This is a genomic window from Oribacterium sp. KHPX15 (assembly GCF_900107835.1).
Lineage (GTDB): Bacteria > Bacillota > Clostridia > Lachnospirales > Lachnospiraceae > Oribacterium.
Map to the genome: position 1 here is coordinate 39,841 of NZ_FNRG01000017.1, position 23,311 is coordinate 63,151.

The window sequence follows — 23,311 nt, forward strand, 5'->3', positions numbered from 1 at the left end:
AAGCATTAATCTATAATTAATCAGTTTTTCAAGCATGCTTGCTATATTTGTACTTTACTTTTTATTCTGAGCCTTGATTTTGCTCCATTTTTTTAGTCCTCTTATAGTGTAACACATCATATAATATATTCTTTCCAAAAACCCCAAGCCAACATATCTGTAGGTATTCCAGTTCATAACAGCAGCCTTGCTTTTCTTTGAAGACTTTGAATTATCAGATACTCTATATATAAGAAGTGGTTCGTCTATACCATAGGCATAAGGAATTTCTTTCAATATTTCTATCCATACAACAAAATCTTCATGAATAGGAACATTTGTAATCGGAAATTCATGTTTCAGCAAAAGCTCTTTACTTGCAAGTACCGATGAGCAGGAGATAATATTCTGCTTCTGCAGGTCCTTCCTTCCTATTTTTGTCGGTACTTTAAGAGTAAAATCAATTATTTCAGATTTAGCTGTTATAAAAGAAGATCCGGTGAAAAGTAATACTTGAGGTGAATTTTGTCTTTCATACAGCATCACCTGTTTCTCTAATTTATCTTGTACCCACAGATCATCACTGTCAAGAAAAGCTATCAAATCTCCTGCAGCTACCTTTACGCCATAATTACGACTATAAGCTACTCCTTTATTTTCCTTATTTCTATATAGTTTTATATCAAATTCTTTATTTTTATCTATAATTCCATTTACTAAATCTACAGTTCCGTCTTTTGAGCAGTCATCTATCACAATAAGTTCCCAGTCTTTGTAGCTCTGACAGATAACACTCTTGATGGATGCCTCTATAGTTTTTGACGAATTATATGCAGGCATGATGATTGATATTTTTCCCATCGATATGGCTCCCGGCATCAATTATAAAAAAACAAGACTGCCGTCCACGTAAAGCTACATTAGTACTTTACTTTAACGACAGTCTTTATTCTACCAAATAGTTCCAGATTAACCAATCTTAATTATACATAAGTGATATATAGGGACAGGGTTCATGTACCATGACATACAACTCCATCCCCATATACTAGTAAAAAGGATGATCCTTTCAGATCATCTTATGATATTTTCTATAGTTAATGTCGGATCAAAGGGAACACTTTCGCCCTTTGCAATATTATATTCTGTTATTACTTCATTATTACACTTAACTATGAGATCAATGCCATAAATGTTTGAAAGATTTCCGAAATCTTCATCAGTGTATTCATCGATACGGAAATCCTGCATTTGGGCTTCATCTACAATGAACCTCATAGTATCAGTTAGAAGCAATTCTATAGCACTTTCTGTTACATTTTCTTCGATAACGAAATTTACTGTTATTTTCTGAGTATCGTTATCACCTGTGAGTATAAAATCCTTAATGAAACCATACATATTTGCTGATTTGATGTTGGTTCCTACATCTTCTTCCATCTGTTCAAAATCAAAATTGTAGGGTGCATCCTCGGGAGCTTTTGTTACAGAAGGACTTTCCAACGGAGACTTATATGTTGGCTTACAGGAACACAACAAAGCCATTTGAGCCATTACCAGTATCAAACATAATTTTCTAATCTTCATATTTTCCTCAAAAAAATGGTTCGAGGCAAAACCCCGAACCATTTATAAGCTATTTAACTAGATAGTTTATACACACTATTCAGTGTCTTTTAACTATTTAATTACTTGCCCTGCTTTGCAGCAACTGCAGCTGCTCTCTTAGACTGATAAGTATCAGGATCGTTTGTCTCAAGCCACTTGCTATCAACAGAGATCTTCTTATCGTTGCCCTTAGCATCTGTGTATGTAAGATCATCATCATAATCATCTGATGAAGGATAGTATGCAAGAACAACACCGTCCTTACTTACTACATAGTAAGCATCATTCTCATCCTTAAGCTTCTTCTTGTTCTTAACAACTGTACCGGACTTACCAACGAGTACACAACCTACAGCATCCTCACCGAAGTAAACCTTCTTAGTTCCGTAAACATCTACACCCATGTAGTTAGATGGATCATCTGAACCAGGAGCAAGTACAAGACCCTTCCATACATACTTCTTGATCTTTGATACATAACCCTTCTTTAATGGATCTGTAGAACCATCGCTGCCTTCTTCTGCTCTACCATTAGATGTGTTGAAGTAGAACTGGTAATCTCCATCATCAAGAGCAAGGTTCTGATAACCCTTCTTCATAGAACCATCCTTCTCCTCATCACTTGAGAAGTAGTAGATGTAATCCCAACCAGTATTTACATCATCATCGTTTGCGCCAGCAATCCACTGATCTCTTGACCAGTCATCTGTATCGCCAAGATCATATGGATGACCGTTAGAATCAACTGCTACGAACTGTGTAAGCATTCTGCCGTACTCATCGAAAGCATACTTCTTACCACCGATCTTCTTGATCTCGTTAGAAGTTAACTTACCAGACTTGTTGAAGTACCACCATGAATACTCATCATCGTTGTAATCCTTCTCAAGGTAGTCCTCATCAGGAATAGCCCATACCCACTTATTTCTTCTCTCAGAACCGTCACCGTTGAGGTATGAAAGAGAAGCTGCAGTAGCGCCTGAAAGCTCATCAGATGTTCCAGCTGCCCAGTCATCAAGCATGTTACCCTTCTCGCCGAAGTGATAGTAGAGACCGTTGATCTTCTTACGCTTGTCAAACTGCTTCTTACCCTTGTTATCAAAGTAGAACCAGTATTCCTCTGTATCGTCGTCATCTTCTACAGCAAGCTTGATCCAACCTGTCTGCATGTGACCATCGTTCCAGCCGTTGAAGTAGTATGTAGCGTTCTCCCAAGCTGAATCGTTGTCATCCTGCTGATCTACGTTGTCCTTGTCGATCCAACCATAGAGCATGTGTCCTTCGTCATCGAATGCATACTTAAGGCCGTTGATTGTCTTGATCTCAGATGTTGTAAGATCATCCTCAGATGTGTAAGCCTTTCCGTCTGCTCCGAAGTAGTACCACCAGTACTCAGCATCAAGGTCTGTGTTTGATGCATCGTCCATAGCTACAGCCTTCCAAGTGTTAGTAACCATAGCACCGTACTGATCTACATAGTAATATCTTGTCTTTGAGTTGTTTGTATCCTCGATGAGCTGGTTTGTAGCCATAACTCCATCGCTGTCAAGATAGAACCAATTTCCGTTTGCTGACTTCCAAGTGTCAGTTACAGCCTCACCGTTGTTATCAAGATATCTCCAAACGCCTGTGGAGTTATCCCAACCAGCTGCCATAGATACAGCTGATACGCCAACAGCGAGAAGTGCTGCAGCTGAAAGTGTTGCGAATACCTTTGTCTGCTTCTTCATAATAAATGCACTCTCCTTTTTGTGTTTAAGAACTTTTTACATAAAGTTCGGTTTACGATGAGGATTATACCCCTGCCTTTTCGATTATTCAAGTCCTTTTTCTCAAATAATCGGCAGAAGGATGTACGAAATTATGTATCTTCTCATCGATTACAGTGTACATATTAACCTAATGGCCATGTGATGTACATAAATAAAAGTTTTCCATTTCTTACGCAATTCTTAACATGAATATTAATCCGAAATTAAGAAATTCCTAATAATCTTCATTTTTCACTTCGATTTCCTGCCAATCCCACAAAGATCAGGAGCATAAAGACCGGCGTAGTTATAGGTATTGCTATATTGACAACTGCCTGAATTACGTAGGCGAGAACAGCCATACCCGCGGCCTTTACTGTTATTTCCCCGGATTTAAATATTTGCTTAAGGGAGGTAAACATCAAAGCTATGTAAGCTATAAGGCCGAATACACCAACTGTTATGAAATACTCGAAATATTCGTTATGGGCACTGTCAAATATTCCGTAACCTGCATTCTGCATTATATTCATAAACCGGTCCATGGTTATGATGTAATAGGTATCCGGGCCGTAACCGAAAAGCTTTGTGAATAAGGTTGAGTCGTTAATCCAGTATTCCATGCCCAGCCTCCATGCAAGTCCTCTTCCGGTTCCCCACTCGTCATTAAATATGAGCATTCCTTTGTAGGATTCCCAGAGTTCAGGGTGCCAGCCGGTATTTGCGGCGATGAGGATCGCTATGGTGATCAGTACTCCGCATACAAGAATGATATTCCACAGGATTTTTGCTTGTTTAACCGTCTTTTCTTCATTAGAAGGATTTACTGAATTTGTTTTTCTAGTGTAGGCAGTGAAAGCTATGACAATTATCAACAGCAGTAAAATGAGATAAACCGTAATGCTTTTTCCGCCTAAAACAATCTGGGTGCTTGGCTCCAGGTCGTTCATGGTCTCAATTCCGGACTGTGTTATAAGGGAGGTTATCTTCATGGCTGCAAGATAGGTAACGATAGTGATACCGTGCCTTATAATGTGAGAGCTGCTTTTCCATATAAATATTGGAATAAAAGCAATAACGGTAGCTGTCGATAGTATCGCATTGTCACTCAGGCCCATGATTTGGGCAAAACTTGCTATAACAAGTATTACATAGGAAAAAAGTATTTCGGCTTTATTTCTTCCTGCCACAAACATTACGGCTGAGGCGCCGTAAAGCATGCCGGTGAAATTGGTGTAGTTGTTAATGTTTCCTATGGAAGCTACAAAGGTATACCTGTAGATCGGGTCGGCTCCTTCGAACATCCCCCATGTATATAAGAAGAAATTGGATATTCCCCAAAGGCACACCAGGCTGGCGAATCCCATGTAGGCGAAGATGTGCCACCTTTTGAAGCGGTAGAATCTTGTCACAAGGATATATGTGACGAAGAATACAAGCCACAGGAAGAGACCCTGGCTTCGGCCGCGGTTACCCCAGAAGGCTTCGTAGGGGTACTGGGCGAAGGCAGTGGAGATGCCGAAGATCACTATGAGGGCGAAAAAGGCTATGTCTACTTTACTGATATATCTTTTCCAGCCGCCCTTTTTAAGGCTTGCAAAGAATCCGCGGCGGATGGCGGATTTGTTGTAGATGGTGTCTGCAAGCAGATAAAAGAGGCCGAGGCCCAGGAAGACCGCACCGTAGATAAGGGTTGACTTCCAGTAGATTTCGAATCTGAATTTCAGGACGTCAAAATACTTTTCATGGGTGCAGAGGGCAAAGATGCAGAGGAAGAAAAGCACGTAGATGTCTATGAGCCATCTGGTGATGTTGCCGAAGATGCGATTTAGCTGCTTGGTGGTCTTTCCGGGGGCGGGGGTTGGGCCGGATAAGTCATCGGGTTTTGTTTTAGTTCCGCTGCCGGATGAATCTTTCGACTTTTCAGATTTAGATGTTGTTTCAGATTTTTGCTTTTTTTCTGCCTTCCCGGCAGTTTCAGGTTCTTCGGTATTTTTTATTATTTCAAACATTGAATCACTCATGTTTTGATTGCCTCGTTTTTCTTGATATTTTGCAAATTCCGTTACATGATACCACAGGTTTTAGGAGGCAACAAGGAAGCTGCATATCGATTCTGACTTAAAAACCTAAAATAAGACCCCTTAGAGGCTCATAACATACCTATACCTCTAAGGGGGACGATATTTGTTTTGTATTCTTATATTCTTTTAACCCTCAAGTACTTCACATATAGGCAATTAATCTAATCTCTTTGCAGCAGTCAATCAGACTTTCCTCCATGAGCTGGGGTGGGGCCGTAACTCAAATCTAACATCAACCGAAATAGGGGTGGGCGAATGGAGGAAAGTCCGTTACAAATATAAATTTTAGTATTGACTGTAGTCTTTGACTACATTATATTTATAGATACATATACGCATTGACTACTTTTTCCATGGAGTACGAAGGATGAAAACTGAAATATATTATGTTGAAGGCATTGAAATCGAATATGAAGTTATATCTGATGATCGTGATGATGCAGAACGCCGCAAGATGGCATACGCCTTTAAAATGATAAGGGAACAGTCAGGAATGAACAGAAAAGATTTTTCAGAATGGCTCGGCATACCATACCGAACAATGCAAGAATGGGAACTTGGCCGGCGAGTTATGCCGGAATATGTACTTCGTTTAATAGCATATAAAGTCATGAACGAAAAAAGATTGAAGTCACAGAAGTGATTGAATAATAGATAAGGAACTATATGGGAACAAAAGATACTTTGGCCAAACGATATTTATCACAAAATGAAATATTTGCTGACGCCTTTAATTACTATTTTTTTAAAGGAGAGAAAGTAATTAATCCTGACGATCTTATAGAGCAAGATCCGACAGAATCGGCAATCATAAGGAAAATGAACAAAGTATTCACCAACCAAAAGATCAGGGATGTACTTAAATCATGTACAATCAAACATTCCAGGCATGGCAGCCTGGTTCTTTTGGGAATCGAGGCCCAAGCAGGTATTAATTATGCCATGCCGGTAAGAGACTATTTATACGATGCTCTCAATTATGCTTCACAGGTTGCAGATATCAGTAAAAAGCACGAAGAAAATGATGATTTATCCGGAAACGAGAAAATATCCGGTTTTTCCAAGAATGATCGTATATTACCGGTAATTACACTATGTATCTGCTTTGATAAAGATAAATGGGATGCTCCAAGACGTCTTTCCGATATGTTCAGCATAGTTGATCCACGAATATCTGAGTATATTAATGATTACAAGCTAAATTTAATCACACCACACGAGATAGAAGATTTCTCAAAATTTTCTTCAGAATTGGGTACTATTATGGAGTTTATACACGTTTCAGATGACAAGGCGAAGCTCCGTGATATAATTAAATCAAGGGCTGAAGAAAGTATTCACCTCAATACCGTTGATATGATCAACACTTATGTTGGTACAAAAATCCCTACAAGAAACGTGAAAGGAGGTAAAATGAGAGTGTGTCAGGCATTCCAGGAATTATTGGAAGACGAAAGAGCTGAAGGTCGTGAGGAAGGTCGTGAGGAAGGAGCTGATATGCTTGCTAAACTCCTTAAGGTTTTAACTCCAGGCAGCAAGGATTATGACAAGGCTCTAAACGCCACCGCTAAACAAAGAAATAAGCTTTATAAGAAATACGGCATTATAGAGTGAACATCAATTAAACCTCAGTATAATATTTTCATTTTTTACATAAAAAAACTCGGCAATTGAGCCGAGTTTTTTTCGTTTTCTTATTCTTTTTTCTTTACGCCGGTCCATCGGATATTGCTCCGCCCGGACCAACGCTGTCGTTTGAGCTTGCTCCGCCGGGGCCTTCCAGGTCATCCAGGGAATCGATAGATCCCGGGCCACCTGAATCTGCGGAAGATGATGAGCTTGATGAGCTGCCGCCGCTTGGGCCTGCTCCTGAATCATCTTCGCTATCATCTATAAGGCCGGGTTCACTAACCTCTGAAGATGAGGTGGTTTCTTTCTTATCGGAAGACTTTGTTCCGGATGGTCCGTCTTCATCATCGTCTTCGTCGTCAGCTTCGGTGGTTTCCTTGCTGCTCTTTGACTTTGTGGTCTCGTCTGTGTCTTCTCCGGGGCCGGGAGCTGTCGGTTCTATAACGTTTCCGTCCTCATCCGTTTCTTCGGTCTCGTCCTCGTCGGTCTCCTCGCCCTCTTCGGTTTCGTCGGTCTTAGACTTGGTTTCCTTTACGGATTTAACCTTGTTGCCGGACGGATCTGTTTCGTAGATGTTATTTCCGTCTTCGTCTGTACCCTTGATGATGTAGCCGTCGGCGTCTGTCTCCTTGGAAGATGACTTCTTTCCGGTACTTTCACCGTTCTCTTCTATAACGCTCTCGTCCTCTTCAGTCTCCTCCGTAGACTTGCTTTCCCACTTGCTGCTGCTTGTTGACTTTGTTTCGTCCTTATGGCTCGCATAGTAGCCTGAGTCATCGGCGATCTTCTGCGAATATGACTCTACAGCGTTTGATACCTTGTAGTCTTCGTCATCGAAGAGCACGCTGTGAAGCCACTTAACATTGGAAACAAGGGTTACAGGTATAACGCAGTCGCCCTTCTTGCCCATCATCTGATCCTTGAGATCCTTAGGGAAGCCTGTGGATTCCTTGATGTTGTATCTTGAGATGCCCTTGGCAAGCTCGATGATGTCTGCGGTGTCTATGTTGAATGCCACCTGCGGGAGCACTACGTCGATAACGGATGTAAGTGTCGCAAGGTCTGCCTTCTTTGCGTGATCAAGGCACTGGGAGATAACTTCTCTCTGTCTCTTGGTTCTCTCGAAGTCGCTGTCCATGTAACGGAGTCTTGCATAGGCAACTGCCTGAACACCGTTAAGGTGCTGCGGGCCCGGTCCCTTGATGTAGTTGGCCGCCGGGTTCTGAGGATTGATGCCTGCCTTGACAGAGGTCTCGTGGATATAGGCATTCATGTAATAGAACTCTTTGTCCGTGATGTCAATGTCTACGCCGCCAAGCATCTCAACTGCATCCGCAACTGCTTTCCAGTTGAAGGTTACGTAGTTTTCAATGTTCAGATCCAGGTTAGCGTTAAGGGCCGATACTGCCTGCTCCGGTCCGCCGATGGCGTAAGCTTCGTTGATCTTTGCATATCGGCTGTTGCTCTTTCCGGTCTTGAGATAGGTGTCTCTGTATACAGAAACCAGTTTAATGTCGCCGGTTGCCATATCTACGTTGCAGATGATCTGGACGTCAGCATTGGCACCGCTGCCTACTCCGCCGTCTCGGGAGTCTACGCCGAATACCGCAACTGTCCAGTAACCGGACATCTTCTGCTTCTGGGTGATGTCAATGTTGTTGTTTTCTACCTTTGATTTATCGAAGGATACATCCTGGGTCATGTGCATGTATCTGTACACTGAGCCGAAGCCTAAGATACATACAAGGGTGATGAGCTCTACGGCTACCATAAGGATGATCCTGGTGCGGAAGGCTTTCTTTTTCTTGTCACGCATTCTGCGCTCGTACTCAAGGTCCTTTTCCACTTCTGTGGTGTGGTTAAGGGTCTTGACCTGGGGACGGTTTTCCATCCTCAATGGATCCCCGGGAGCGGTTCTTCTGGGTCTCTCGGTGCCGGTTCGGGGCTCTGTACTCTTGGTGCTGAGGGTTGCGGATTTTTTTATTTCGGAGACTCTTTCCGCTGCATCTCCAGGGAGACGGGTGTCTTTTCCTTCTACGGAATGAGAGGCAGGTCTCCTGCTGTCCGTCGCCTTCTCCATGAGCTTGTCGCCCATGGCTTTGTCATTAACTATCTTGTCTTCAAGTTCACTCTGGTGACTTTCAGCACCCTCAAGGGAGTGTGGTCGTCTGGTGTCCTTGCCGTTATCAAGTGCCATTTGTTATATCCTCATTAATATACTTTGGAAGTATAAGTGAAACCTTTGGTTGTGCAGCATGAATGGATTTTCACATCATGTGCATCTGTTCATACCACATAGGTGATTCGTTTTTTCGCATAACGCGCATCTTATAAACCTAGGGATTTTACCACATATATGTCGATTCGGCAAATCTATTCTTTATTTTGCCTTAAAACATCCGGGATTATCAATTGAATTAGTGTGTTTTTATTATGAATCCTGATATTCAGCAAATCATTTTTGCCTTAAAGCACCCAAGCTTACCAATTGATTCCGAATATTTTTCTAATGAATCCTAATCTTTAACGAAGCTTTTTTCAATAGGCATTTTTGTTAACAAATCCCTTAAATATGGTGAGGAAAAGTATCTTAATGTCCAATTCCATGGTCCAGTTTTCGATGTACCAGATGTCAAATCTTATTCGTTCGTGGATGGAGGTGTCTCCTCTCAGGCCATTGATCTGGGCCCAGCCGGTCATACCGGGGCGGACCTGGTGTTTTATCATGTAGCGGGGGATTTCTTCCTTAAACATTTCCACGAACTGGGTACGTTCAGGTCTCGGGCCCACCAGGGACATGCTGCCGAAAAGGACATTGAAGAACTGAGGGAACTCGTCGATGGAAGTCTTTCGGATAAATTTTCCGATCTTTGTGACTCTCGGGTCTCCCGGGGTGGTCCAGCCTTTCTGCTCGTCCTCCGGCTTCTGCTCTACCATGGAGCGGAATTTGTACATCATGAAGGGCTTGTTGTGAAGTCCCACTCTTTCCTGTTTGAAGATGATGGGGCCAGGGGAGGTGAGTTTGATGATGATGGAAACTATAAGCATTACCGGGCTGAAGAGTACGATGCCCACCAGGGCTCCAATGATGTCTATAACTCTCTTGGCTGCTGCTTTTACCGGATCTGTAAGGGGCACGTTTCTGATGTTTATGACCGGAAGTCCGTCCATGTCTTCAGTGACGGGGCGGGAGGGGATGACATTGTTATAATCCGGGATGAACTTTGTGTGTACGCCGGATTTCTCGCATACTGCCACGATGCTGCCGAGTTTTTCATAGGCTGCCAGGGGCAGAGTGATGGCGATCTCGTCGATTGTGTTTGTGGAGAGGATTTTCTCCAGTTCCGAGATTCTTCCGACGATTTTCACTCCTTTGTAGGAGGTGCCGGATTCTGTGATGTCGTCCACGATTCCGAAGATTTTGTAGCCCCAGTCGGGGTTTCTGTGGCAGGCGTCGATGAATTTGTCCGATACGTCGGAGAAGCCTACCAGCATGATGTGTTTCTGGTTAAAGCCTTTGCGGCGGAGTCTCGTGAGGATGAATCTGATGCCGAATCTTTCCACTGTTGTGGCGATGATGTCGATTACGCAGAAGGCGGTGATCATCCTGGTGGAGAAGTTGGCGAAGTAGCCTGATCGTCTGAAGGCGAAGAGGATTGAGGCGAAGATCATCAGGCCGACGATATTGGCCTCTAGTATGTTGAAGAATTCTTTTCTTTTGGTTCTGGTGCGTTTCGGCTCGTAGAGGTGGAACATCCAGTACAAAAAGAGGTAGCCCGGGATCACAGGGATCAGGGCACTAAAATAGACCTGCGGCGGGAGTACTCCGTGGCCTGCAGGGAATATGGGTGATGCGATCACCAGGAACCATGCCAGCGCGTAGGATCCTGCTATGATCAGCGCGTCAAGGACGACATGGAAATTGTTTAGGAATTGTTGGTTATCTTTTATCATATATGGAAGTATACTCCCGATTTTGAAAAATTCCATAAAAATGAGTTTATTTTTTTCTTAGGAAGTCGAGAGGGGAATGGTGAAGAGGCTGATTCTTACTTTCGAGACCGAAAAAGACGTTTTAAACTCAAAGATTGTAACTGATCCGGTAAATAAATATCTGATATGACGGATCGGAAATTTAATGTCAGACATAAGTTTTGATATATGGTAGAAATATGGTAGAAATTCAGACTATAGGATAATTCTGTATCCTGTGCTACAATCTCATCCAGTGCTTGCCAAAGCGGTAGGCGGTTAGCCCTTTCATCACGAAGGGCATTTTGTAAGTCCCTTCAGAAAGGATAAAGTGGGAATCCTCACGGATTCCTTTGAACCGCTCAAAGCCGCGCGGCTCCTTCGATTAAAAATCGAAGGCAGTGGCGCCATGGTAAGTTATTCTGATTTATTCCAATTTGGGATTCTGATAGTTGCTATCATTGGTCTTGTTTATAAGATCTCAAAAAAATAACCGCCCACAAGCCTAACAACTTGGGCGGTTATTATTAACCAAGCAAAGGGCTAACCGTCTATCGGCGAGCACTTTCTACATCTATATAGTAAATCAATATTTAGTATATTACAATATACATTTTTATTGTTGTTTGACCTATATTTTTTTATTGTTGTTTGATCTCAGATTCATACTCTTCAAAGCGAATCAACAATCTTAAGTTCTTGATCTTAAGCTCCTATATGACCCAATCTTATAGTTCTTATATGACCCAAAACTTGCTTCCATCCAATTAAAGTCATACCACGAGACCTTAAGGTATGACCTCAAACCCAGTATTGCTCTTTTTGAGTCATCTACCACTAGGTAGCGGATTGACCTCATATCACGAAATATTCCTTTTGGGTCATCCGATGAGTGCTGTAGACATGACCTCAAGCTTAGTATTGCTCTATTTGGGTCATCTACCCCAAGGTGCCGGATTGACTTAATTTCAAGGAATCTTCCTTTTGGGTCATCCGATGGCCGCTGTAAACGTGACCTAAAACCCAATATTGCTCTTTTTGGGTCATCTACCACAAGGTGCTGGCTTGACTTAATCTCAAGGAATCTTCCTTTTGGGTCATCCGATGGCCGCTGTAAGCGTGACCTAAAATCCAATATTGCTCTATTTGGGTCATCTACCACAAGGTGCCGGCTTGACTTAATTTCAAGGAATCTTCCTTTTGGGTCATCCGATGGCCGCTGCAGACATGACCTCATATCCTAAATAATTCTTCTTGAGTCACCCGTCGTAAGGCGATTGCATGCCTCATATCAAATTTCATCCCATTTGAGCTTCCCATTGATTAAATATGGTGACTACAAATCCAAGAATAACAGATGCCTTTCAAAAATCATCATTCAAACCCTTAATATCAGAAAACTTAACCAAATATTCTAAAGAAACGAGGAAAAACTAATGTACAGACTGAAAGAAATGCTATTACAAGAGCAAAAACACTTGGAAGCTATACTGGCTAAGACAAGCAATAACAACAGCTCAACACCTGAAGGAAGGCTCCGCATATCAATGAATCATGGCAATGTCAGATATTACAACTGCACTAATGGTAGAGATGGAGATTATATCCCAAAGGAGAACGAACTTCTTCCACGTCAATTAGCGCAGAAAACTTATAATGATTCTATTCTTAAAGCCGCAGAGGCGCATAAAAAACTGATAGACGGCTTTCTAAAAGATTACAAAGAAAATGAAATCGAAGAACTGTTTACATCTTTACACCCTGAGAGGCAAAAGCTAATTACTCCTGTTGAACCAACCTATGCACAGCTGGAACAAAAATGGTATTCAGAACCATACATAGGTAAAGAATTCAATGAAGGCACACCTGTGATTATTTCGGAAAAAGGTGAGCGAGTACGATCAAAATCTGAAAAGATACTTGCTGATTATTTCTACAGGAACAATATTTTGTATAAATACGAAAAGCCCCTTACATTAGCAGGATACGGAACTGTCTATCCGGACTTTACGTTTTTCTCGAAGAAACTTAAGAAAGAAATCTATTGGGAACATGAGGGAATGATGGATAACCCGGAATATGCAACAGCAGCAATAAAAAAACTTAACAACTATCAAATGAACGGAATCCTCCCAGGGGAGAGGCTGATTCTTACTTTCGAGACCGAAAAAGACGTTTTAAACACAAAGATTGTAACTAATCTGGTAAATAAATATCTGAGATGACTGGTTGGAAAATTAATATCATACTTAAAGATTGCCAAAACCCAATGCCTTTAAATAAAAAATGCCTATCAGGAAAAATATCTATGAAAAGATGTATTTATCCAACATTATAGACATAAAAAAAGAAACGTAGTAGCCCGCCTAGGCATATGCCATACGGTAAAAAACCACATCTCTTTCTTAAGAAGAAACTACTCTAATCCCAAACTGTTGTCAAGAACGAATCATGTAAATGTATCTAGTAGGTAACATGGAGCGGAACCTTTTGTCAAGGAAACCGTGGAATACCGGAGCGCGAATAGCGCGAGGATATGCCGCGAAAGTTCCTTGACAAAAGGTTCACGGATTATCCTAGTGTTTTGGTCAGCAAGTATGCTTGCTGGCCTGCTTCCGGCGAGGACGGGTTCGGGCAGAGCCCGAGTGCAGGGTCAAGGGACAAGTCCCTTGCGGGTTCTTAGGGCGGCGCCCTAAGCCCTCGGAGAGCCTGTCGGGAGCGATGCCTTCATTTCCAAGATTCAGTATAGCCTTTCATCTTGGATATTTATTTATAACCGAAAGGAGCCGGAGGGCATCAATTTGAATTCCTCCGGCTCCTAATATTTTTAGATATAACAAAATGCAAGCAATAAAAACTATACAATCCCATCTAGAATATCCATATGGAAAGGCTCACCTACCTTTTCCTTCTCCAAATTCTTCAAAGTGAAATTCGACTTCATAAAGGTGAGCGCCGGATTATAGTAGGGGTCGCCGTAACGGAGGCACTCGGGCCAGCGTTTTGCGAATTTTACTATTTCGCCGTTGAATCGCTGTACTTTTTCCGGGGTGTCTTCCATACCGCGGGACTTTGACTCGTAATGATAGAACTTGGCGTAGGGGTTGTAGACTACCAGCTTACCAAGGGCGCGGACTTTCATGCAGAAGTCTACGTCGTTGAAGGCCACCGCCAGTTCTTCGGTATAGCCGCCAACTGCATCGAAAAGCTCCCGTTTGGTCAGGAGGCAGGCTGCGGTCACGCAGGAGTAGTCCTGGACGCATTTTGCTCTGTGCATGTATGAAAGCTCTGCATCGTGGGTTCTTACAAAGGCAGCGCCTGCGATGCCGCCCATTCCCATGATGACGCCGGCATGCTGGATGTCTTCGTCCGGATAAAGGAGTCTTGCTCCGCAAATGCCTACATCTTCTCTCTGAACGTAGCCTATCATTTCGTCGATTGAGTCGGGATCGATAAGCTCAATGTCATTATTCAGGAACAGAATGTACTTTCCGCTTGTGAACTTTACGCCAAAGTTGTTGATAGCTGAATAGTTGAACGGTCCCTTCCACTTAACGACGCGAACGGTGATTTGTAAATGTGTCTCATCTCCTATGACGGTGTTTGTATCTCGAACGGTTTTACCGGACTGATCTGATTCAAAAGACGGATTGACAACTGAATCTGATTCAGAACACTGATTTACAGCCCGCGCCGACACCAGTGTATCTACTGAAGATGAATCAGCAGCAACCCCGGAATCAGTCACTGACATGTCTTCAGGTTTGGAATTTATAATTTCAGTATTATTTCCTGAAATAGTTCCAGCTACAGAGTCAATTATCTCCGTCTGTCCCTCATTCTTTATTTCTTCCGCCGTCTTCTCAACAAATCCCTCTACCGGATACTGTTTCTGTATCTCAGCATAGTACTTCCAGGTTTCTTCCTGGTCGGAGTTGTTCTCAACTATGATGAATTCAAGGTTCTTGTAATTGCTTCCTGCCAGGGACTGTATCGCCTTGTCGAGGTCCGCGGTGTGGTCCTTGTTGGGGATAACCACTGAAATCAGGGGCTGTTCGTTTTCATAAATGGTGTGATAGAAGCCATAGGTAATGCCTTTTTCCACCTTTTTCACAGGCAGGCCCAGTCTCTTACAATGGTCGTAAACTGCTCTCGCACCTGCATCGAAGGCATAAAGCTTTGCCTCTGGGTGCTGGGCTGTTGAAGCCTGGTGTGAGCGCCAGTGATAAAGGACCTTAGGTATATGGTAGATCCTTGAGCTGGTGAATCGGCCTTCCTTAAGAAGCTTTTTGTCAGCATCACTTAAGTTGGCGAGGTCGCCGCCGATCTCTTCTCTTTCCCTCTCCTGAGCCTTTTCCGTTGCCCTCAATATAAGGTCATGGTCCTGGGCGCCGTCATAGGCTTTTCTTTCATATATTTTGTGACCTGCTTCGTCAGTCTCGGCGATAGCATCCAGAAGCTCTCTTTTCAGCACCAGAAGATGACAGACATAGTTTACAGATCTGAGTAGATCCGGGTTGTAGTCCGTCTTAAAGTGAGGCTCGAAATAGTAAGTGTCCTCGAAGTCGATCTTGTCTTCGTCGGAGTAGATCACGTCCACCTTCGGGTGCTCATTTATGGCTTTGGCACACTCGAAGAGAGCATTGAGCTCCAGTTCATCGTCATGGTCTGCAAGGACAATGTAATCGCCGGTGGCCATTTCGATGGCAGCATTGGTGTTGTCGGAAATTCCCAGGTTCTTTTCGAGGATCTCGTACCTGAATCGGGGGTCCGCCTTGTGGAACTCCTCCAGAACTTCTTTTGGAAGCTTTCCGTTTGCCTGTGACCGGTCATACTTGTCGTAAGGTGTTGCGTCCGCAACGCAGACTTCAAAGTTTCCGTAGGTCTGGTCCTGGATGGACTTAAGCATTTTCCTGAGGAACTTTTCGGGAGTCTCGTATACCGGGATAACAATAGAAAACTTCGGCTGTAAAGGAAGCTTAGTGTTCCTCTGCTCCTGAAGCTCCGCCTCTGTCACCTTCTGCTTTTTGTACCACTCGTTATAATCGTAATCCTCCTGAATGCCTTTCAGGCGGTGTACGGTTTTTTTGTAAAGTGCCCTGAAGCCGTGCTCCTTGAAGTAATCCCAGGCCACTTCCACTGTCTCCCAATGAAACAGCGCCAGAAGCTTTTCTCTTTTTTTGTGAGCCACTGAGTTAAAGGCTTCCAGGATCTTGTCATCGAACTTGATCTTTTTGGTTTTTCCATCGGCTTTGATGACCAGGTATCTGACTTCGCCCTTCTGATAGGGGGTGTTAATGTCATAGCCCAGTTCTCTTTTGATGGGTCCGTGCTGCTTTTCATAATCTTTAAAGAAGGCTTCCACCACTTCGTCTCGTCTTACGGACTCCACGACGGTGCCGGGCACGGAATTTCCCGCGCCGTCCAGCACGTCGAATTCCACCGGGGTCTCAGGGTCGCTGCCGAAGGCCCAGCCAAGAAATGTAATCTTTCCTTCTCTCGAAACGGCAACATCTACTTTATATCGCATCATATGTTATTCTCCGTTGCTTATTCGGGTTTCACTTCCGGGGTTTTGGGAGTTTTCTCCATGTCTTTTACGCCGCGGTAAATGGGCGCATCCCCAAAGTTGAGTCTTTCTTCCTCTACTACCAGAGGTCTCTTCATTACCCTCTGATTGATGGAGAGGATGTACTCGCCCAGGAGTCCGATGAAGAAGATCTGGATTGAGCCGAGGAAGAGCATGCCGATAAGCATTGGCGCCATGCCGGCGGGGAAACGGTCCCACCAGATCAGCTTCATTACGAGGTAGGCGATGGCGATCAGCATGCTGATGGCGCTGCACACACCGCCGAAGAATACCGCAACTCTGAGGCCGACTTTGGTGTAGCTGGTGAAGCTGAGCATAGCGGCGTCATAGAGGGAATACCAGTTGTTGTGGGTGATTCCGGCTCTTCTTCTGGGCTGGGTGTAGGGTATTTCCTTGCGGCGGAAGCCGAGCTCTGCCACGATGCCTCTCAGGAACGGAGTCGGATCGTTGAGGTTTCGCATTACGTTGATGAATGCTTTGTCATAGAGTCCGAAACCGGTGAACTGGGCAATCTGGTCAACTGATGACATTTTCTTGATGGTTTTGTAGTAAATGCCTCTGATCCAGTACATGAGCGGGTTCTCCTGGGACTGGGTCTTTACGCCGATGGCGATTTTGTAGCCTTCTTCCCAGGCTTTTACGAACTCGGGGATCATCTCCACCGGGTCCTGGAAGTCCGCCGCCATAAGCATTGTCGCGTCACCGGTTGACTGGAGCATGCCATAGTAGGGGCTGTTGAACTGGCCGAAGTTTTTGGCATTGAAAATGGCTTTTACGTCTTTGTCGGCGGCGCAAAGGCCTCTGATCTTTTCGCGGGTCTGGTCCTTTGAATCGTTGTCTATGTATATGAGCTCATATCTGTAGTCGCTGAGTTTTTCAGCAAATATGGCTTTTATGGCCTCGTAAAGGGGCTCTACGTTTTCTTCTTCGTTGTAGCAGGGTACTACTATGCTGATGGTTTTCAAATTTGTTTTCCTCTGATTAGTAATGCGGGGCTTGGAGCGCCCGCGTCTTTTGATTGCTCAATTTCAGGATGCCGGCGCCCGCAGGCGACAATGCATCCATTAAAACACAGCGTCGATTGTACACTCAGGTGCCGGGTTTAGCAAGCTGAACCGGTCAATTCCATAATGTTTGATACATACATCCCGAAATATATTGTGAAAAGCTCTATATAGGCATGTGTTAGTAGTGATCAATTGACTTATATCACAAAAGTCAAAAAACGGGTCAAGTCAATGTGCGACACAGATTGACTCACCTCTCTATAATCGAAGTTTGAGTCATGCATTTACCCGATTCGCTTTGACTCACTTCTAAAAAACCTGTTTGTGAGTCATGTATTGGTTCGATTCAGGTTGACTCACCTCTCTATAATTGAAGTTTGAGTCATACATTTACCAGATTCGCTTTGACTCACTTCTCAAAAAATAGGTTTGTGAGTCATGTATTGGTTCGATTTAGGTTGACTCATCTCTCTATAATCGAAGTTTGAGTCATACATTTACCAGATTCGCTTTGACTCACTTCTAAAAAACCTGTTTGTGAGTCATATATTGGTTCGATTCAGGTTGACTCACCTCTCTATAATCGAAGTTTGAGTCATGCATTTACCAGATTCGCTTTGACTCACTTCTAAAAAACCTGTTTGTGAGTCATATATTGGTTCGATTCAGGTTGACTCACCTCTCTATAATCGAAGTTTGAGTCATGCATTTACCAGATTCGCTTTGACTCACTTCTCAAAAACATGTTTGTGAGTCATATATTGGTTCGATTTAGGTTGACTCACCTCTCTATAATCGAAGTTTGAGTCTTGTATATGCCAGATCCGCCATAACTTAAAGTATTGATTATAGAATATGAATATTCCCACAACCGAAGTGTGACAGGTCTTTTAACAAATTTAGAGTCTGATAGCTATTTTTATGGCTTTTCTGTCCTTCATGTCGTAGATGGCCTGTTCCACTTTGTCGAGGCCTTCGTATCTTTCGGTTATGAGCACACCGGGGTGGAGGTCATGCTCTTTTATGAGGCTAATGACTCTTTCCAGGTTCTCCCGCCCGCCTTTACTGAGGCTGAATTTCAGGGTTTTTCCTGCCATTCCGCGGCCCATGGAGAATTTCGGGATTTGAAGGGAGTCGATGGTGGTGTTGAGTTTTGATTCTGGCTTGGTCTGATGGGTTCCGGTGTTTGACTGCTGGGTGCCGGAATTGCTCTGAATGGCTCCGTTGTCTGACTGCAGGGTTCCGATATTGGTCTGAGGAGCTCCAGTGTTTGACTGCTGTGAGGTGCAGGAGCAGTTTTCTTTGAATCGGTCGTTAATATTTGAAAGATTCCGGCATTCTTCGTCCTGAACTTCAGTGTCTGCGCCGAAGTACATGACATTGGACACGATGCCGGTTCCGTATTTCACCATGTCGATGGCCTGGGGGAGGCTGTAGTCATTGCCGCCGCAGATCAGGACTTTGTCAGCACCTTTTGTGGCGGTCTGTTGAAGGACATAATTCACCACGGGGGAGCCGGTGGAGTTTGCCAGGGGGTGCATGCCTTCAGGAAGAGGGCATTCTAATGTCTTGTAGTTGAGAACTTCCACCTTGCAGGTTTCGTCACTCATGGACTCGGCGATTTTGACATTGTCGGGGCGGGAGCCTACGGCGTAGATCTTTTTTGCGCCGGCAAGTTTGCTTCCCATGATGGCTGCGAGGCCGATGGCGCCGATGCCCATGACTACAACTGTGTCGCCTTCAGATACTGCTGCCTCTTCCACTGCGGTGAAGCCGGTTTGGACCACGTCAACGCACATTAAGGCGTCTTCAAGACTCATTCCTTCCGGGATGCGGGCGAGGTTTTTGTCGGCGAAGGGCAGGTAAAAGGTGCTCTGGAAGGCGCCATCGATGGATTTTCCTATCATATGTGCACTGAAGTTCTGTCCTGCGTGGGCGTAGTTAATGTCTACGTCGGGCTGACTCCAGTCCGGGGTTATGGCTGAGACAGCTACCAGGTCGCCGGGCTTGAAGTCTTTGACTTCAGAGCCGATGGCTTTTACTTTTGCGATCACCTCGTGCCCGAGAGTCAGGTCGGGGCGCTTGGGGCTGCCCTGCCAAATGGTGTGGACGTCGGAGGTGCAAGGGGATACCAGCACCGGCTCCAGAAGCGCGCCGTGAAGGGCCTCAAGTGTCGGTTCAGACTTATCAATATATTCTATTTTTCCTTTTTCTTTCAGGACCAGGGCTTTCATTTTGCCTCCATGTGGTGAAATAAGCTATTACCTGTATTCGTCTATCTTATCGGTTTTTAGAACTAAAATTCTAACGTCTGCAGCGTATCGCTCGCGGATGATTCCGGCGATTTCTTCGGTGTAGCCGGGGGCTACGATAAGGATCTCGTCTACCGGGTCTGTTTCGAAATGATCAGGGGAGACGATGGGGATGTGTGATGCCGGTGCATATTTTCCCTGCTTGAATTTCGCGGAATCTATGATGTATTTTACTTTTCCGCCAAGCTTTGTGGTGGCTGCAAGGGTGAATCCCTGGTGGCTTGCTCCCCAGATGGCCATGGTTTTGTTTTCGGCCGAAAGTTGAGTCAAATGTGCATTCACTTCTTCATTCAAACGGTCATAGCTTTCTTTTAAGGAAGAAACATCTATGAGCTGTCCGTTGTAACGAAGGTTTGTTAGGTCATCGGGGTCTGCTTTTTTCACGATGATCTCGATGGTGTCGCGGTTTACGAGGCGCATGTCCAAAACCTCAAAACCGTTGTCCTGGAAAAGCTTCTGCAACGTAAACTCGGTATAGTTTGCAATGTGGTCGTGGAGCAGCTCGTAGTAGCCGTTATACTTCAGGATATACTCGAAGCTCGGAACCGTTACGAGGCCAAGAGCTTTCGGTTTCAGGTTATGCCAGATGTTTTGAAGCATATCCTTAGGATATGGCTGGTGCTCAAGGAAGTTGAACTGAACGAAGGCGTCGAAAGGACCGTCGGGATAAGTATAGTCGCCTTCGGCGAAGCCCTCGTATACACAATAGTTCACTTTTGGATAGTGACTTGCTTTAGGCGAGTACTTTACTTCTGGGAAGCACTCTACTTTTTTATCAAAATCCAAATTTCGTGTATTTATAGATGATTCCTGCTGATCCGCAGCTTTATAATAATCGTCGGCATGAGCTTTTGCCTCTTCCACCAGTTCTTTCTTGTGCTCGATTCCGGTGAGCTTAATAGGCATTACTTTAGGCTGGCCAGAAAGGGGATCTTTCTCCATATCTTTCTCGAGCGCCTCTTTTCCTACTTCATCTTCTGAAAGATTCTGCCACATGCGGAGGAACTCGCCTCTGCCACAGCCTACTTCCACTATGTTTCTGCCTTTGATACCATGCTCTCTCATGTGTTCAAGGAGTCTTGCATACTCTTCATGACGGAGTTTTGTCATGGTGCTGGTTCCGCCGCCGGCTCGAATCACATCTTTGTAATAAGATACGGGCTCGCAGTCAAACTGAACCAAACCGCATTCGATGCATTGGCAAAGGTCCAGAGTGATTGAGTGGTCTTCATTGAGCTCGTCCTTAGCAGGAATGTCCTGAGCTGAGGACGGCATATCCTTTAAAGTCATAAGTTTCTTTATTTCGTGCCCGCAGGCTAAACATTTCATTTTCATATATATGTCTCCAAAAAAATCCGATGTGCTACGATTATAACACACCGGATTATATAATCTTTATTTTCAAACAAAAAACTATATTTCCATATAGGTCATTGTGAATCTATGTAAATCTGCTTCGTCTATAACCCTTATATTTAGGACATTTCTTTAAACTGAAAACCTCCGTCCCGATTTCTTCATATAAGTTCAATTATGTCTTGTTTCTTATTCTTTGTATATCCAAAACCAAAGATTTTTGCACTTAAAATCTTTGGTTTCAGCTTCAATCCAAAGTTTTTTCTTTGGGTTGGAACCGTTTTTTATCTCAAATATATCCTCATTGGCAATCAGGTAGTTTTTGGGTACAATACACGTAGAGAATAATCTTCATTTCGATATATTGACCTAATTTAGTTTGGTGGAAAATAGATTTTAAAACAAGGAATGAGGTAAAATAATGTGCAATGCTTGTTTTGCCAACAATAAGATAAAGACAACGACTACTTTTACAGTAGAATACAATGGAGGCATTATCGTTGTACGTAATGTTCCATGTTTGGAATGTCAAAAATGCGGTGAAATCACATTTACTGATGAGGTAGCCGATCAGTTGGAAAAAATTGTGGCAGCGGCTAAAACCGTTTTGCAGGATGTCTCCGTTATCGATTATTCAAAAGTTGCATAAGTAACATAATAAAACGTAAAAAAATACCAAGTGAAGGTGTGATATCGCCTTTACTTGGTATTTTTTTATTTAATATCAAAAGGAGCAGTTAACCCCTCCGTCTTCCCTTCAACCGGCTTCGAGTTCCATTCTCTTTTTCTTCACGAGTTCTCCGATGCCTGCTTCGAAGGATATTTCCTGGTGGAAGCCGAGGCGCTGGAGCTTCAGGATCTCGGGAGACATGTTTGCGGCGCCTTCAGCATTGTTGCTGCGGGTTCCGAACTCGAGCTCTGCTCCGCCGCCGGCGATTTCATTCATTTCCTGAACGAATTTCTTGAGCATTCTGGAATCACTTCCTGCAATGTCGTAAACGTCTGTGCGGGTCTCATCCGACTGTAGGAGAATGCTTATGGCTCTTGCACAGTCTCTTACTTCAAGGTAATTCCATCTCTGTGCACAGGGTCCGAGTACCACAGGTGTTCCCTTGAGGGAGCCTTTAAGTACTGTGTTTACAAGGCTTGTCTTGTGGTCTCCGTCACCGTAAACGCTGAAAATGCGTGTGTGAAGGAACTGCATTGGCCTCTCATCATACATCTGGGAAAGGAGGCTCTGCTCTGTTGCCCAGCGTCCGAAGGCGCGTTTTGCCTTTCCGTAAGGGCTTATGGGTCTCGGTGAGCGGTGGTTGCCGTCGCCGTACTCTGCCTGGGATCCCGCGAAGATGAACTTCTGCGCTCCCAGAACCTTGGCCATAATGTATGCTTTCTTGGCATTTTCAATGTTCTGTATCTGAATATCTGTGTTTTCTCTTCCTGCGGATCCGATTCCGTCCCAGGCGAAATGAACCCAGGCATCGATGATTGGCTCATCGTCCTCGTTCCTTTCAAGGAACTCTACGAAATGCTCTTCTCCGAGCTCCGCTTCCGGAAGCTGGTCAAAATCCATGTAAACTGTCTGATACTTTGGTTCTTCGGTGATGCCTCTTTCCTCAAGTACATCTTGATTTTTGCTATCAGGTCTGACTGCTCCTATCACCTCGTAGCCTTCGCTCAAAAGCTGTTTTGCTGTGTAAACGCCCAGAAAACTGGTGACGCCGGTAATGAGTACTCTCATTCGCTACTCCCCTCTTTTAAACATTAGCCCCTTATTTTTCGCAAAGCGAGAGACTAATGCCTATGCCGGATATCCACACAGGACCTCTCCAAAATCCAATATCCGTCATATCCCCTCTTTATTCGCGGATTTAAATCGCTCATATGACCTTTATAATAATCAATTATCTGAGTTTGACAAGTAAAAAATTATTTGCCATACAGTTTATATTGCATATTCTACTAATTTTGACTTTAATATTCATATTCTTCTGGCGAGTCAACGACCTCAGCGTGCCTATATGAC

The 23,311-nt window shown here is 43.9% G+C and carries 16 protein-coding genes; 5 read left to right on the top strand and 11 right to left on the bottom strand.

The features are described 5' to 3' along the window. Positions 1-54: 54 nt before the first annotated feature. The 4 genes from BLV86_RS10920 to BLV86_RS10935 form a co-directional block, all read right to left on the bottom strand. Positions 55-840 (bottom strand): glycosyltransferase family 2 protein, encoded by a 786-nt coding sequence (locus tag BLV86_RS10920; RefSeq protein ID WP_242873290.1) that lies wholly within the window; start codon positions 838-840, stop codon positions 55-57. 213 nt (positions 841-1,053) lie between these two features. After that, on the bottom strand, positions 1,054-1,566 hold the full coding sequence (locus BLV86_RS10925; RefSeq protein ID WP_090817171.1) for a hypothetical protein: 513 nt from the start codon (positions 1,564-1,566) through the stop codon (positions 1,054-1,056). Positions 1,567-1,667: 101 nt separating this feature from the next. Beyond that, complete coding sequence (locus BLV86_RS10930) at positions 1,668-3,317, bottom strand: hypothetical protein (protein WP_090817174.1); 1,650 nt, start codon at positions 3,315-3,317, stop codon at positions 1,668-1,670. A gap of 266 nt (positions 3,318-3,583) precedes the next feature. Beyond that, the gene (locus BLV86_RS10935) at positions 3,584-5,362 is read right to left on the bottom strand and encodes an O-antigen ligase family protein (protein WP_090817177.1); all 1,779 of its coding nucleotides are present in this window, start codon (positions 5,360-5,362) and stop codon (positions 3,584-3,586) included. A gap of 427 nt (positions 5,363-5,789) precedes the next feature. On the opposite strand from BLV86_RS10935, the gene BLV86_RS10940 reads away from it, so the two are divergent. Beyond that, positions 5,790-6,065 carry a helix-turn-helix domain-containing protein gene (locus BLV86_RS10940; protein WP_330373128.1) on the top strand — a complete coding sequence of 92 codons (276 nt, stop codon included), beginning with the start codon at positions 5,790-5,792 and terminating at the stop codon, positions 6,063-6,065. 23 nt (positions 6,066-6,088) lie between these two features. Continuing rightward, a complete protein-coding gene (locus tag BLV86_RS10945; RefSeq protein WP_090817180.1) occupies positions 6,089-7,036 on the top strand; it encodes an Rpn family recombination-promoting nuclease/putative transposase in 948 nt (315 codons plus the stop codon). A gap of 94 nt (positions 7,037-7,130) precedes the next feature. On the opposite strand, the gene BLV86_RS10950 is transcribed toward BLV86_RS10945, so the two are convergent. Both BLV86_RS10950 and BLV86_RS10955 read right to left on the bottom strand, forming a co-directional pair. Continuing rightward, complete coding sequence (locus BLV86_RS10950) at positions 7,131-9,248, bottom strand: LCP family protein (protein ID WP_090817184.1); 2,118 nt, start codon at positions 9,246-9,248, stop codon at positions 7,131-7,133. A 341-nt stretch (positions 9,249-9,589) separates the two neighbouring features. After that, a complete protein-coding gene (locus tag BLV86_RS10955; RefSeq protein WP_090817187.1) occupies positions 9,590-11,005 on the bottom strand; it encodes an undecaprenyl-phosphate glucose phosphotransferase in 1,416 nt (471 codons plus the stop codon). 427 nt (positions 11,006-11,432) lie between these two features. Between BLV86_RS10955 and BLV86_RS18665 the strand changes: the two genes are divergently transcribed. Together BLV86_RS18665 and BLV86_RS10960 are read left to right on the top strand one after the other, a co-directional pair. Next, positions 11,433-11,516 (top strand): putative holin-like toxin, encoded by an 84-nt coding sequence (locus BLV86_RS18665; protein ID WP_242826603.1) that lies wholly within the window; start codon positions 11,433-11,435, stop codon positions 11,514-11,516. A 943-nt stretch (positions 11,517-12,459) separates the two neighbouring features. Continuing rightward, positions 12,460-13,248 (top strand): hypothetical protein, encoded by a 789-nt coding sequence (locus tag BLV86_RS10960; RefSeq protein WP_090817190.1) that lies wholly within the window; start codon positions 12,460-12,462, stop codon positions 13,246-13,248. A gap of 632 nt (positions 13,249-13,880) precedes the next feature. On the opposite strand, the gene BLV86_RS18300 is transcribed toward BLV86_RS10960, so the two are convergent. From BLV86_RS18300 to BLV86_RS10985, 4 genes are all read right to left on the bottom strand, one after another. Then, complete coding sequence (locus BLV86_RS18300; RefSeq protein ID WP_242873295.1) at positions 13,881-16,553, bottom strand: glycosyltransferase; 2,673 nt, start codon at positions 16,551-16,553, stop codon at positions 13,881-13,883. A gap of 20 nt (positions 16,554-16,573) precedes the next feature. Further along, on the bottom strand, positions 16,574-17,578 hold the full coding sequence (locus BLV86_RS10975; protein WP_090817193.1) for a glycosyltransferase family 2 protein: 1,005 nt from the start codon (positions 17,576-17,578) through the stop codon (positions 16,574-16,576). Positions 17,579-18,519: 941 nt separating this feature from the next. Then, positions 18,520-19,854, bottom strand: coding sequence for an alcohol dehydrogenase catalytic domain-containing protein (locus tag BLV86_RS10980; RefSeq protein ID WP_242873291.1), 1,335 nt, complete (start codon positions 19,852-19,854; stop codon positions 18,520-18,522). Between the two features lie 27 nt (positions 19,855-19,881). Further along, positions 19,882-21,267: a methyltransferase domain-containing protein gene (locus BLV86_RS10985; protein ID WP_090817196.1), complete on the bottom strand. Its 1,386-nt coding sequence runs from the start codon at positions 21,265-21,267 to the stop codon at positions 19,882-19,884. A 442-nt stretch (positions 21,268-21,709) separates the two neighbouring features. Between BLV86_RS10985 and BLV86_RS10990 the strand changes: the two genes are divergently transcribed. Then, a complete protein-coding gene (locus tag BLV86_RS10990) occupies positions 21,710-21,937 on the top strand; it encodes a type II toxin-antitoxin system MqsA family antitoxin (protein WP_090817198.1) in 228 nt (75 codons plus the stop codon). A gap of 108 nt (positions 21,938-22,045) precedes the next feature. Here the strand turns inward: BLV86_RS10990 and BLV86_RS10995 are convergent, their stop codons facing one another. Then, on the bottom strand, positions 22,046-23,026 hold the full coding sequence (locus BLV86_RS10995; RefSeq protein ID WP_090817201.1) for an NAD-dependent epimerase/dehydratase family protein: 981 nt from the start codon (positions 23,024-23,026) through the stop codon (positions 22,046-22,048). Between the last annotated feature and the right edge of the window lie 285 nt (positions 23,027-23,311).